Below are 12,817 nucleotides of genomic sequence, written 5' to 3' on the forward strand. Positions count from 1 at the left end.
AACCCGTCAGCGCGGCGAGCCCGGGTGATTCGTGACCTGCAGCCGCTGCAGCTCCGCCAGCGTGTTCGCGTTGAAGAACGCGTCCACGTCGTCGAAGGCGACGGTGGCGCAGCGGTGCTGCGCGGTCCAGCGGTCGATCTTGCGTTCGCCGGCGTTCGTCGCCCGGACCAGGCTTTCGAGCAGGGTGGTGCGCAGCAGGCAGAACACGGGTTGCACCTGCAGGCTGCCGTCGGGCTCGCGGGTGGCGGCCATCGCGACCTCGGCGTCTTGTGCTTCTGCCGCGGCGGCCAGGCGGGCGACGAGATCGTCGGGGAAGTTCGGCGTGTCGCAGGGCACCGTGACGAGCCAGGGTGTTTCGCAGTGCTCCAGACCGGCCAGAAAGCCCGCGAGCGGGCCGGGGTAGCCGGGCAGGGCATCGGGCCAGACCGGCACGCCCATCGACTCGTACGCCGCGAGGTTGCGGTTGGCGTTGATCATCGTGTGGCCGACCTGGGCGCCCAGGCGCAGTAACGTGTGCAGCGCGAGCGGGATGCCGAGATGGTTCTGCAGGCCCTTGTCGACGCCGCCCATGCGGCTGCCGCGGCCGCCGGCGAGCACGAGGCCGGTGATGTCGTCCTTGGAGAGGGTCATGCCGGCGATGCTAGTCGAGCAGGTCGAAGGCCTGGGTCTCGACCTGCATGAAGGCGCGGGTGAAATCGGCCACCGTGCGCCAGGTGGCTGCCGCCGGGTGCGCCGCCACCGCGTCGCACAGGCGCTCGACCCAGGGCTGCAGGTGGCTGCGGAAGAAGCGGCGCTGCTGCTCCAGCGTGCAGACGGCCGGGTCGTCGCCGGCGATCAGGTAGCGCATCACCTCGAGGCCGTAAGCCATGTGGTCTTCGGTCTCGGCGCGCGTGTCGTCGCGCGCCAGCCCCAGCGCGGCCAGGTCGCCGCGCAGCGTGGCAAGCGGCTTCTCGTTGAGGAAGCCGGTCAGGTAGAACGAGCCGTAGAGAAAGACCTCGGGCTTGCCCACGCCACCGAAGAGGGCGTCGTATTCCGCCGCGGCGCCGGCGGTGTCGGTGGCGCGCATGGCGGCGACGAGATCCTGCCACGGTGCTTCGAGGTGGCCGCCTTCGAAAGGGGCCTGCGTCACCGCGACGCGGAACTGGGCGAGCAACTCGTCGTCGGGCGGCGCGAGCCACAGCCGGGCCAGCAGGCCATACAGCTCGGCGCGGGCGAGTTCCTCGCCCTGGTCGGGGCTGGCGAAGTGGATGGTAGATGCGGGGTTCATTTCAAGCGTGAGGGCCTACAGATCCGTGATGCGGACCTCGTTCGGGTTGGTGTGCAGGTCGATCACGCGGCAGTCGCCGCACATCTTCAGCCGCTCGGCCGCGGCGCCCTGGAAGGCGGCGTGGCCGGCCAGCTTGGCGAGCATGTTCTCGATCGCCCGCGCGGTGCCGAAGGGCTTGCCGCAGCGCACGCAGGCAAAGGGCTGGGCCTCGTTCAGCACCCGCGTGGCCTTGCGCGCGCGGCCCTCGTCGGCGAGCAGCAGGCGCGGCTGCAGCGTGATCGCGCGCTCGGGGCAGGTGCTGGCGCACAGGCCGCATTGCACGCAGTTCTTCTCGATGAACTTGAGCTGCGGCCGGTCGGGGTTGTCGGCCAGCGCATGCTCGGGGCAGGCGCCGACGCAGGCCAGGCACAAGGTGCAGCGCTCGGTGTCGACCTGCAGCGTGCCATAGAGGGCGCCGGGGCGAGGCAGGGCGATCTCGTCCGGCACCGCGGTGGCGGCCTGCTGGCGCAGGTGGTCGAGGGCCAGCTCGAGCGTCGCGCGCTTTTCGGGCTGGGCGGCAAAGCCGGCGGCCTGCGCGACGCCGCGGGCCGTCGGCGCGCGCAGCGCCGCATCGAGCGCAGCCAGGTCACGCGCATCGCGCGCCTCGATGAGCTTGAAGTGCTCGCCCGCGTAGCCCAGGCCTTGCAGGATCGCCTCGCCGATCGCCATCTGCTCGGCCAGCGCCTGGCGGTATTCGGGCGCCTCTTCGTCGGTCAGCAGCAGCCAGACCTGCGAGGCACCCTGCGCGATCGCGGCCAGCCACAGGTCCAGGCCCACGCTGGCGGTGTGCCACAGCGCGACCGGGATCACGCGGACCGGCACGCCGTGGATGGCCGGATCCAGCCGTGCCGCCCGGCCGAGCTCGCCGATCAGGCGCTGGCCGGCTTCTTCGCTGTGCAGCAGCAGCGCGGCATCGCGTCCGCCCGCGCGCGCGTAGGTGGCCAGCAGGGTTTGCAGGCGCTTGCCCTGGTCGACCGTGTTCGGCGCCGCATAGCCGAGCGCGCCGCTGGGGCAGACGGTGGTGCAGGCGCCGCAGCCCACGCACAGGTGCGGCTCGACGATGATGCCGCCGGCCGGCTGCAGCGCGTTCTTCGCGCGGCCCTTGGCCGAGGCATCGCTGCGGATGGCGCGCGCCGAGCAGACCTCGATGCAGGCGTTGCAGCCGATCTGCTCGTTGCGGCTGTGGGCGCACAGGCGCTGCTGGTAGCGGAAGAAGCGCGGCTTGTCGAACTCGCCGACGAGGTCGCGCAGCTTCAGCACCGCGTCCATCAGCCGGCGTTCGTCCGCGCCGGTGTGGAAGTAACCCTGCGGCGGCTGGTGCATCGTGAAGGCCGGCGCGGCGCGCAGATCGAGCACGAGGTCGAAGCGGCCCTGGTGGGTGACGGGGTCGCGCTGGAAATCGATCGCGCCGGCGGCTTCGCAGACGCGCACGCATTCGCGGTGGCTCTTGCAGACGTCGAGGTCGACCTGGTAGTCGAGCCCGATCGCGCCTTCGGGGCAGGCAGCCACGCAGGCGTTGCAGCGGGTGCACAGGTCGAGGTCGATCGGGTTGCTGCTCTCCCACTCGGCGTCGAAGGCGCCCAGCCAGCCGCTGAGCCGCGTGAGGCGCCCGCCTTGCACGAGAAGCTCGCGCACCTGCGGCACGGCGCCGCCGATGGGGTCGATCAACAGCGTGGGTTCGAGGGCGTCGCCCAGCAGTGCCGCGGCGCGGCTCGCGGCCTCGGCCGGGCCGATCACCAGCGTGCGGCCGGCCGACGCGTAGCTGACGGTGCCCACCGGCTCGGGCGGCGGCAGCTGCGCCTCGGCCAGCAGCGCGGCGATCTTCGGCGTGGCCCTGGCGGCGTCCTTCGACCAGCCGCCGGTCTCACGAATGTTGACGAAGCGGATCGGGCGCTCGACGAGGTTGGGTGCCCCCGCGGTCTCGTCGTTCAGCGCGGCGAACAGGCGGCTTTCCTGCGTGCAGGCGATGACGAGCACCTCGGCTTCGCCCAGCGCCGCGCGCTGGAAGGCCGCGGCCTCGCGGCGGCACAACAGCGAGTGGCTGGTCTCCAGCCCGTCAGGGCTCGCGCCCGGGGTCGCCGACAGGGCCTGGCGCAGGGCCGGCGCGTCCAGCGGCATCGTCCGGTTGCAGTCGCAGATCAGGGTCTTCATGGGAAACGGGGGCGGTTGGGGTCGCGGCGAGCGTCGCCTGCGGTTGGGCCTCGTCCTCGGTGAAGAGGCCGAGAAAACGTGCCTGGGCCATCTGCCTGAGCATGCTGGCGGGCAGCGGGTCGGGCTTGCCGTAATCGTCGATGTAGGTGTCCAGGCCGTCCATCACGTTGAAGTGCGGGTCGGTGAAGAGCTTCTTCAGCGCCGCGTTCTTCACCTCGGGCTCGACGCCGCGGGCGACGAAGCGGGTGAAGTCGGCCTGCGGCGTCAGCGCGTCGGCTTCGTCCAGCGTGGGCGGTGGTGGGGCGGCGGGCTCGGCAGCAGTGTCGGCCGCCGGCAGGGCCGCGGACTCGGCCAGGGTCGCCACGGGCGCGGGCACCGGAACCGCCGGGGCAGATGGCGTCGGCCGCTCGAGGGCCTCGGGCGCGGGAGGCAGCGGTTCGCCATGGCGTGCCTGCACCTTGCGGCGCGACCAGCGCGAGAGAAAACCGGCGTCGCGCTCGATCCCAGGCTCGGGCCGGGGCCGGGCGGGGCTCATCGCGGGCCTCCGCCACCGCGGCGCTCCGGCGGCAGGAAGGAAGCCGGGCGCTGGCGCCGCTTCGGCTCGGGCCGGTAGTGCGCGTCGGTGTACCCCTGCAGCAACTCGACCAGCTCGGCCGGCAAGGGCCAGTTGTCGACGCGCTCCTGCGCATCCAGCCAGCGGCCGGCCTCGTGGTAAGACAGGGTCACGAGCTCGGGCCACGCGCGCGACGGGTCTTCGTCGTCGACGCGCCACATGACGAACCAGACCGGCGCGCCGCTGGTCAGGTTCAGGTGGTAGCCCTCGGCCTCGTCGGGGAACAGCCCCAGCTCGAAACCGGGGAAAGCCCACAGGACCTGGTGGCCGTCGTCGCGCAGCACGCGCGGGTGGCGCGGGTCGTCCTGCGGCTCGCCGAGGTGGCCGTCGTCCAGCTCGACGCCGGCCAGGCGGAAGCGCCAGTCTTCCCAGCGGTTCGGCTTGGCCTCGCGCTCGATCAACACCGCGGCGCGCAGCGCAACCCGGCGCTCGACATCAGGGGGGTCGAGGTCGGCATCCATGGCGGTGGGGCTCAGGTGATTGATGAGACCACCCGCACCGGCGCCGGTTCCGGCAGGGGCTCCGAATCGAAGCGCTCGAAGCCGGTGTAGCAGAGGAAGTGCTTGTTGGCGGCGCGGCCGAACAGCGTCATGCCCAGCCGCGTGGCCAGGTCGTGGCCCATCTGGGTGACGCCGTTGCGGGAGACGACGATGGGCACGCCCATGTAGGCGGCCTTCATCACCATCTCGCTGGTGAGCCGGCCGGTCGTGTAGAAGCTCTTGTCGTCGCCCGACACGCCGTTGAGCCACATCCAGCCGGCGATGGTGTCGATTGCGTTGTGGCGGCCGACGTCTTCGACGAACATCAACAGCTCGCTGCCGCGGAACAGCGCGCAGCCGTGCACCGAGCCGGCCTTGCGGTGGATGCTGTCCTGCTGGCGCATCAGCTCGAGCATCGCGGCCAGCGTGGACTGGCGGATGCGCGCCTGCGCGGGCGGCGGCAGCGCGAGGCCGTCGACCTGGCTCATCAGGTCGCCGAATACGGTGCCCTGGCCGCAGCCGGTGGTCACGGTGCACCGCGCGGTGCGCCCGGCCAGGTCGGGCAGGCCGTGGCGGGTGCGCACCGCGGCGGCGTCGACCTCCCAATCGACCGTGATCGACTCGATGTCGTCCATGGTGGCGGCCAGCCGCTGGTTGCGCAGGTAGCCGAGCACCAGCATCTCGGGGTGGGCGCCCAGCGTCATCAGCGTGACCAGCTCGCGCTTGTCGACGAAGATCGTCAGCGGCCGTTCGGCCGGGATGTGGATGGCGCGGCGCGCACCGTACTCGTCGAGGATCTGGATCTCGCGCAGCAGCGGCTGCTGCGCGGCCGTCATGCGCGGGGCACGGGGGCAGGGCGATGGCGAAACGGGGCGGGCCAGCGACATCGTTGCAGCTTACTTCTTTGGCGCGGCCGATGCGGCCGGCTGGTTGCTGCTGGGCGGGGCGGCTGCGGTCGGCGGCGGCGAGTGGGCGCCGGCGGCCTCGAGCGGCGGTGCGTAGGCGAAGGGCCCGGGGTCGGTGCACGGCGGCGTCGCCACGGGCGCCGATGCCGGCTTGCCGGCTTTCTTGGCCTGCTCGAAGTAGGCTGCCGCGACTCGGTCCATCGACTGGCACAGCTTGTAGCTGGCCACCTTGTCGGACCAGGCCGTCTTCGCGGCCGCCTCGGCGGCCTTGGCTTTGGCTTCGTCGCTCGGCGGGGCCAGCTTCGCGACGGCGATGCAGGGCACGGCCAGCGCGGCCAGCGCCAGCGGCAAAAGCAGTTTCGGGTTCATCGGGGCGTCTCCTTGCCGCTGGGGTGTCAGGCCTGCGCGCCGGGCCGCGCCAGCGGCGCCTGCGCCGGCTCGGCCGAGCGCTGCGCCGGGATCTTGCCGGCCCGGATGTCGTCGTACCAGAGCTCGTGGTGCTCGCGCGCCCAGCCTTCGTCGACGTAGCCGGTTTTCATGGCCTTCAGGGCGTCCTTCATGCCAAGGGTGCCCATGTAGATGTGGCCGATGAGGACGCACATCATCAGGATGGCCACCGTGGAATGGACCAGGTGGGTGATCTGCATCTCGCTGCGCAGGCCGCCCCAGAAAGGCAGCAGCCCGTCCAGCGCCAGGCCGGAGGCGACGACGATCAGGCCGGGGAAGAACGCGCCCCACCAGTAGACGCCCTTCTCGCCGGCATTGAAGCGGTGCGAGGGAATCTCGTGGTCGCTGAACATGCCGCCGGCGCGGGCCAGCCAGGCGATGTCGGCCCGGTTGGCGATGTTGTCCTTGAAGAAGGTGATGAGCACGATGACGAGCGACACCGCGAACAGCGGGCCGACGAGGTTGTGCGCGGTCTTCAGCAGCCAGCTGAGCCAGCCGAACAGCGTGCTGCCGATCAGCGGCAGCAGGATGAACTTGCCGAAGGCCATCGTCAGCCCCGACACCGCGAGCACGACGAAGGCGCCGGCGTTGGCCCAGTGCGCGGCGCGCTCGAAGGGCGTGAAGCGCTCGATCACGCGGCCGGTATCGGGCACGTGCCCGCCCAGCGCGCCCTTGCGCCAGTAGAACAGCGCAATCGCCAGCACCACGATGAACAGCAACGCGCCACCGTAGGGAATGATCCACTGGTTGCGCACCTGGCGCCAGGCTTCGCCGGCGGTGGTCCAGCGCGAGCCCGGGTACTGGGTGAAGGGCTGGATGAGCACGCCCTTCTCGGCACCCGGCAGCGTGCTGGTGCCCCCGGTGTCGCGCACGCTGCGCCACATCGGCGCGTTGTTGCCGGGCTGGCTGATGGCGCGCTGGGCATTGCTGTCGTCCGGGCGCGGGTCGGGGGCGGCGGTGGCGGCAGGCGCCGAGGCGGCTGCCGGCGCGGCGGCCGTCTGCGCCGGTGCGGCGGCGGCCACCACGCAGCAGGCCAGCGCGAAGGCGCCGGTGCGAATCAGGCGAAGCATGGTGTTGCCTCCTGGCCCATTGGCCGTCACGGTGCCTTCGCGACCGGGGCGCTCGCAGGCGCGGCGGCGAGCGGGGCCGACTCGGTGGCCGAGGTGTGGGTCGCCGTGATGCGGCTGTACTCGTTCTGGCCTTGCGTGCGACCGCGGATCTGGTTCTGCCAGCTCGCGTCGTCGCCCTGTGTCCAGCCGCTGGCGGTGTAGACCTTGGCCTCGGCCGGCGCACCGGAGGATGCCTTCGCATCCGCCTTCTTCAGCCGCGCGGCCTCGGCCTGCGAGCGCTCGCCGCAGCCCGGCAACAGCAACGCGGTGGCGATCAGCGCCGCCGATGTCGTCAACGCACGCTTCATGACTTGGTTCCCTCCGCGCCGGGGGTGGACGGTGCCGCGCCTTGCGCCGGCTTGCCGTAGGCGGTGCCCCAGCCCCACACCTCGCTGCCCTTGCCGCGCACCAGCACCCGGTTGCGGAAGATGTCGGCCACGACGTCGCCATCGCCGCCGATCAGCGCCTTGGTCGAGCACATCTCGGCGCAGGCCGGGAGCTTCCCCTCGGCCAGGCGGTTGCGGCCGTACTTCTCGAACTCGGCCTGGGAGCCGTTTTCTTCCGGGCCGCCGGCGCAGAAGGTGCACTTGTCCATCTTGCCGCGCAGGCCGAAGGTGCCGTTGCTCGGAAACTGCGGCGCGCCGAAGGGGCAGGCGTACGAGCAGTAACCGCAGCCGATGCAGACGTCCTTGTCGTGCAGCACCACGCCTTCGTCGGTGCGGTAGAAGCAGTCGACCGGGCACACCGCCATGCAGGGGGCGTCCGAGCAGTGCATGCAGGCCACCGAGATCGACTTCTCGCCCGGCACGCCATCGTTGAGCGTGACCACCCGGCGGCGGTTCACGCCCCAGGGCACCTCGTGCTCCGCCTTGCAGGCTGTCGTGCAGCTGTTGCACTCGATGCAGCGCTCGGCGTCGCAGATGAACTTCATTCGAGCCATTGCTTGTCTCCTGCTGCGTTACGCCGTTGCCCGTTCGATCTGGCAAATCGTCGTCTTGGTCTCTTGCATCATCGTCACGCTGTCGTAGCCGTAGGTCGTGGCGGTGTTGATCGCCTCGCCGCGGACCACCGGGTGCGCCCCCTCGGGGTAGTAGGGCAGCATGTCCATGCCGCCCCAGCGGCCCGAGAAGTGGAAGGGCAGGAAGACCGTCTCGGCATCGACCCGCTCGGTGACCAGCGCCTTGACCTTCAGGCCCTTGAACTCGGGTTGCGCGGCCATTGGCGGCGTCTTGACCCAGACCCAGTCGCCGTGGCGGATGCCGCGGTCATTGGCGGCCTTGGGGTTGATCTCGACGAACATGTCCTGCTGCAGTTCGGCCAGCCAGGGGTTCGAGCGGGTTTCCTCGCCCCCGCCCTCGTACTCGACGAGCCGGCCCGAGGTCATGATCAGCGGGAAGCTCTTGCCGAGCTCGAGGTTCTTCTGCTGCACGGTCTTGTACAGGGTGGGCAGGCGCCAGAAGGCCTTCTTGTCGTCGTGCGTCGGGTACTTGGCGACGAGGTCGGGCCGGGTGCTGTACAGCGGCTCGCGGTGCTTGGGGACCGGATCCGGGAAGTTCCAGACGACCGCCCGCGCCCGCGCGTTGCCGAACGGGTGGCAGCCGTGGTTCTTCATCACCACGCGGATGATGCCGCCCGAGGAGTCGGTCTTCCAGTTCTTGCCTTCGGCGGCCTTCTGCTCGGCTTCGGTCAGTTCCCCCCACCAACCCAGCTTCTTCAGCAGCACGTGGTCGAACTCGGGGTAGCCGGTGGTCAGGTCGGCGCCCTTCGAGTGCGAGCCGTCGGCGGCCAGCAGCGGCACGCCGTCGCGTTCGACGCCGAAGTTCGCCCGGAAGTTGCCACCGCCGTCCATCACGTGCTTGCTGGTGTCGTACAGGTTCGCAGAGCCGGGGTGCTTCAGCGCCGGCGTGCCGTAGCAGGGCCAGGGCAGTCCGAAGTAGTCGCCGTCGAGCGAGTAGCCGGTCTCCTTGTCGGTGCCGCCACGGGCCTTGAGCGTCTTCACGTCGAAGACGTTCATGTTGCGCATGTGGGCCTTCAGCCGCTCGGGGCTCTGGCCGGTGTAGCCGATGGTCCAGACCGAGGCGTTGATCTCGCGAAGAATGTCCTCGGGCACCGGCTCGTCCAGGCCCTTGATCTTCTGCATCTTGTAGTTCTTGACCAGCTCCTTGTCGAAGCCGAGCTTCTGCGCGAGCTGGTACATGATCATGTGGTCGCTGCGGCTTTCCCACAGCGGGTCGATGACCTTCTCGCGCCACTGAAGCGAGCGGTTGCTCGCGGTGCATGAGCCGCTGGTCTCGAACTGCGTCGCGGCCGGCAGCAGGTAGACGGCGCGGTTCTTGTTCAGGTCCTCCGGCTTGCCCGGCATCGCGGCCATCGCCGCGGTGGCGGACGGGAAGGGATCGACGACGACCAGCAGGTCGAGCTTGTCCATCGCCTTCTTCATCTCGAGGCCGCGCGTCTGCGAGTTTGGCGCGTGGCCCCAGAAGAACAGGCCGCGCAGGTTCGAATCCTGGTCGATCAGCTCGTTCTTCTCGAGCACGCCGTCGATCCAGCGCGAGACGGTCATGCCGGGCTTGGTCATCATGCCCGGCGCGTACTGCTTCTTGATCCACTCGAAGTCGACGCCCCAGACCTTGGCGAAGTGCTTGAACGCACCTTCGGCCAGGCCGTAGTAGCCGGGCAGCGAATCGGGGTTGGGGCCGACGTCGGTGGCGCCCTGCACGTTGTCGTGGCCGCGGAAGATGTTGGTGCCGCCGCCTGACTTGCCGACGTTGCCCAGCGCCAGCTGCAGCAGGCATGAGGCGCGCACGATCGCATTGCCGATCGTGTGCTGGGTCTGGCCCATGCACCAGACGACGGTGCTCGGCCGGTTGTCGGCCATGATCTTCGCGATCTTGTAGCAGGTGGCTTCGTCGACGCCGCAGGCTTCTTCCACCTTGTCGGGCGTCCAGACGGTGAGGGCCTCCTCGCGCACCTTGTCCATGCCGTAGACGCGGTCGGCGATGTACTGCTTGTCTTCCCAGCCGTTCTTGAAGATGTGGTGCATCAGACCGAACAGGAAGGGGATGTCGGAGCCCGAGCGGATGCGCACGTACTCGTCGGCCTTGGCCGCGGTGCGGGTGAAGCGCGGGTCGACCACGATCATCTTGCAGCCGTTCTCCTTGGCGTGCAGCATGTGCAGCATCGACACCGGGTGCGCCTCGGCGGCGTTCGAGCCGATGTACATCGCCGCCTTGCTGTTCTGCATGTCGTTGTAGGAGTTGGTCATCGCCCCATACCCCCAGGTATTGGCGACGCCGGCCACGGTGGTCGAGTGGCAGATGCGGGCCTGGTGGTCGCAGTTGTTGCTGCCCCACAGGCTGACCCACTTGCGCAGAAGGTAGGACTGCTCGTTGTTGTGCTTGGACGAGCCGACGATGAAGACCGAATCGGGGCCGCTGGCCTGGCGCAGCTCGAGCATCTTCTTGCCGATTTCGTCGAGCGCCTGGTCCCAGCTGATCTTCTGGTACTTGCCGTCGACCAGCTTCATCGGCGTCTTCAGGCGGAATTCGCCGTGGCCGTGTTCGCGCAGCGCGGCGCCCTTGGCGCAGTGCGCGCCGAGGTTGATCGGCGAATCGAAGACCGGCTCCTGGCGGATCCAGACGCCGTTCTGGACCACCGCGTCGACCGCGCAGCCGACCGAGCAGTGGCCGCAGACAGTGCGCTTGATCTCGACCTTCGGGCCGCCTTCACCGGCGGCGGGGGCATCGGCGGCGCGCGCCTTGCGCACCAGCATCAGCTCGGAGGCCGCGATACCGGCGCCGACGCCGAGGCCGGAGCGGCGCAGAAACGCGCGCCGGTCCATCGTGGGCATCGCGCGGGCGACGCCACGCGCGAGGCTGGCGACGAGGGGGGACGAGGGGGTGCCGGCAGCAGTGCGGTCCGCGGGAGCTCTGCGGGTCAACAGCATGGGTGTCTCCTGATGGCCTCCGGCGGGCCGGAGCACCGGGGTGGGCGTGAGCTCTAGACCTTGGCGGTCTGGTAGTAGCGTTGGACGTGTGCGCTGAGGCGGTAGCCGGCAGCGGTGTCGGGCGTCTCGGCCGGCGCGGCCGCCGGGGCGGGCTCGGCCTGGCGGGCCAGCGGCAAGGCCGCGGCGGCGGCGGCCAGCGCACCGACCGTGCCAGCGCCTGCGAACACGCGGCGGCGCGACAGGCTGGTGGAAGACTTGGTGTCACTCATGGCGGCATCTCCAGGGCAAGGCCTGCAAGCTATGCAAGCGTTTGCATGAGTGGAAGATTAGCGCCGAGGGTACGCCGATTTCCTATTGGATGGAACCCGCGTGCAAACCGCCAGCTTGTCGCCTGGCGTGCGACAAATTGTCGTTGTGCTCACTTCTAGAATCGGCCGGACGTGACTGACCAGGCTGCTCCGACCACCGATGCCCCGGCACCCGCCAGCCAGTGGCCGTTGGCCAGCGTGCTGGTGGTCGACGACGAGCCCGGCATGCGCAGCTTCCTCGAGAAGACGCTCAGCTCGCGGGTCGGCCAGGTGCACGTGGCCGCCAGCGCCGACGAGGCCGATGCGCTGGTGCGCCGCCACCGCTACGACCTGATCATCCTGGATGTCGCCATGCCCGGCCGCAGCGGCATCGCCTGGCTCAAGCAGCTGCGTGCGCAGGGCAACGCGAGCGAGGTCGTGCTGATCACCGCCTTTGCCGATCTCGACACCGCGATCGAGGCGCTGCGCGCCGGCGCGGGCGACTTCATCCTCAAGCCGTTCCGGGTCACGCAGATCCTCAACGCGCTGCACCACGGGCTCGAGCGGGCGCTGTTGCGGCGCGAGAACTGGTTGCTGCGCCGCACCATCTCGCAACGCACGCCGCCGGCCGACGGCCTGGTCGGCGATTCGATCGCCATCCGCGGGCTGCAGGTGGCGATCCAGAAGGTGGCCGGGGTCCACAGCACGGTGCTGCTGACGGGCGAGTCCGGCACCGGCAAGGAGTTGGCCGCGCTCGCGTTGCACCGGCGCAGCCAGCGCGCCGACGGGCCTTTCGTGCCGGTCAATTGCGCGACGCTGTCGCCCGAGCTGATCGAGAGCGAGCTGTTCGGCCAGGCCTGGCTCGGCGCCGAGCGGGGTGGCCAGGGCGGCCGCGATGGCCTGTTTGTCTACGCCCAGGGCGGCACCTTGTTCCTCGACGAGATCGGCGAGCTGCCGCTCGGCCTGCAGGCCACGCTGCTGCGCGCGCTGGAGGAGCGGCAGATCCGCCCGGTGGGCAGCGAGCAGCAGATCCCGGTCGACGTGCGCATCATCGCGGCGACCCACCGGCCGCTGGGCCGCGAGGTGGCCGCCGGACGATTCCGCAAGGATCTGTACTACCGGCTGCAGGTGGTCGAGATCAACCTGCCGCCGCTGCGCTCGCACAAGGAAGACATCCCCGCGCTGGTCGAGCATTTCATTGCCACGCTGGCGCCGCAGCTCGGCGTGCCGCCTTTCGAGGTGCCGCCGGAGGAGATGGCCTTCCTGCAGCAGTACGACTGGCCAGGCAACGTGCGCGAGCTGCGCAACCTGATCGAGCGCTCGCTCATCCTCGGTGCGCTCAACGTCTCGGCGCTGTACCAGGGGCTGGCGCGCAGTGCGTCGGCCGAGGTGTCCGCGCCCTCCGCCGCGCCCGCGCCCCGGCCGACCGACCTGCAGACGCTGGAGAAGCAGCACATCCTGGCCGTGCTCGAATCGGTGGGAGGCGACAAAACCCGCGCCGCGCAGCTGCTGGGCATCTCGCGCCGCACGCTGGAGCGGCGCGTGGCGGAGTGGAAGTGAGCCGGGGGGGATCG

Annotated in this window: 13 protein-coding genes; 1 reads left to right on the top strand and 12 read right to left on the bottom strand. The window is 70.2% G+C overall.

The window, feature by feature from the left end; all coding sequences use genetic code 11:
• Positions 1-6 precede the first annotated feature (6 nt).
• Genes mobA through VJ693_RS22220 form a run of 12 tightly spaced genes read right to left on the bottom strand, consistent with a single transcriptional unit; the run spans position 7 to position 11,225 of the window.
• Positions 7-630, bottom strand: coding sequence for a molybdenum cofactor guanylyltransferase MobA (gene mobA, locus VJ693_RS22165; RefSeq protein ID WP_324157816.1), 624 nt, complete (start codon positions 628-630; stop codon positions 7-9).
• Positions 631-640: 10 nt separating this feature from the next.
• Positions 641-1,267: a TorD/DmsD family molecular chaperone gene (locus tag VJ693_RS22170; protein WP_324157818.1), complete on the bottom strand. Its 627-nt coding sequence runs from the start codon at positions 1,265-1,267 to the stop codon at positions 641-643.
• Between the two features lie 15 nt (positions 1,268-1,282).
• On the bottom strand, positions 1,283-3,424 hold the full coding sequence (locus tag VJ693_RS22175; protein WP_414652348.1) for a 4Fe-4S binding protein: 2,142 nt from the start codon (positions 3,422-3,424) through the stop codon (positions 1,283-1,285).
• Positions 3,363-3,992 carry a DUF3306 domain-containing protein gene (locus VJ693_RS22180; protein WP_324157822.1) on the bottom strand — a complete coding sequence of 210 codons (630 nt, stop codon included), beginning with the start codon at positions 3,990-3,992 and terminating at the stop codon, positions 3,363-3,365. The genes VJ693_RS22175 and VJ693_RS22180 overlap by 62 nt, the downstream gene beginning before the upstream one ends.
• Positions 3,989-4,531 carry a DUF3305 domain-containing protein gene (locus tag VJ693_RS22185; protein WP_324157824.1) on the bottom strand — a complete coding sequence of 181 codons (543 nt, stop codon included), beginning with the start codon at positions 4,529-4,531 and terminating at the stop codon, positions 3,989-3,991. Before VJ693_RS22185 ends, VJ693_RS22180 begins: the two co-directional genes overlap by 4 nt.
• Positions 4,532-4,542: 11 nt before the next feature.
• Positions 4,543-5,436, bottom strand: coding sequence for a formate dehydrogenase accessory sulfurtransferase FdhD (locus tag VJ693_RS22190; protein ID WP_324157826.1), 894 nt, complete (start codon positions 5,434-5,436; stop codon positions 4,543-4,545).
• Positions 5,437-5,445: 9 nt separating this feature from the next.
• Complete coding sequence (locus VJ693_RS22195; RefSeq protein ID WP_324157827.1) at positions 5,446-5,823, bottom strand: hypothetical protein; 378 nt, start codon at positions 5,821-5,823, stop codon at positions 5,446-5,448.
• Between the two features lie 26 nt (positions 5,824-5,849).
• Positions 5,850-6,962 carry a formate dehydrogenase subunit gamma gene (locus tag VJ693_RS22200; RefSeq protein WP_414652349.1) on the bottom strand — a complete coding sequence of 371 codons (1,113 nt, stop codon included), beginning with the start codon at positions 6,960-6,962 and terminating at the stop codon, positions 5,850-5,852.
• 35 nt (positions 6,963-6,997) lie between these two features.
• Positions 6,998-7,318 (bottom strand): hypothetical protein, encoded by a 321-nt coding sequence (locus tag VJ693_RS22205; protein WP_324157831.1) that lies wholly within the window; start codon positions 7,316-7,318, stop codon positions 6,998-7,000.
• Complete coding sequence (gene fdh3B / locus VJ693_RS22210; RefSeq protein ID WP_324157832.1) at positions 7,315-7,950, bottom strand: formate dehydrogenase FDH3 subunit beta; 636 nt, start codon at positions 7,948-7,950, stop codon at positions 7,315-7,317. Before fdh3B ends, VJ693_RS22205 begins: the two co-directional genes overlap by 4 nt.
• 18 nt (positions 7,951-7,968) lie before the next feature.
• The gene (locus VJ693_RS22215; protein ID WP_324157834.1) at positions 7,969-10,956 is read right to left on the bottom strand and encodes a formate dehydrogenase subunit alpha; all 2,988 of its coding nucleotides are present in this window, start codon (positions 10,954-10,956) and stop codon (positions 7,969-7,971) included.
• Between the two features lie 53 nt (positions 10,957-11,009).
• Positions 11,010-11,225, bottom strand: a complete 216-nt coding sequence (locus VJ693_RS22220; protein ID WP_324157836.1) for a formate dehydrogenase — start codon at positions 11,223-11,225, stop codon at positions 11,010-11,012.
• Positions 11,226-11,396: 171 nt separating this feature from the next.
• Here VJ693_RS22220 and VJ693_RS22225 point away from each other — a divergent pair, with 171 nt between their 5' ends.
• Positions 11,397-12,803: a sigma-54 dependent transcriptional regulator gene (locus VJ693_RS22225; protein WP_324157838.1), complete on the top strand. Its 1,407-nt coding sequence runs from the start codon at positions 11,397-11,399 to the stop codon at positions 12,801-12,803.
• Positions 12,804-12,817 lie beyond the last annotated feature (14 nt).

The organism is Ideonella sp., from assembly GCF_035254525.1.
GTDB lineage: Bacteria > Pseudomonadota > Gammaproteobacteria > Burkholderiales > Burkholderiaceae_C > Ideonella.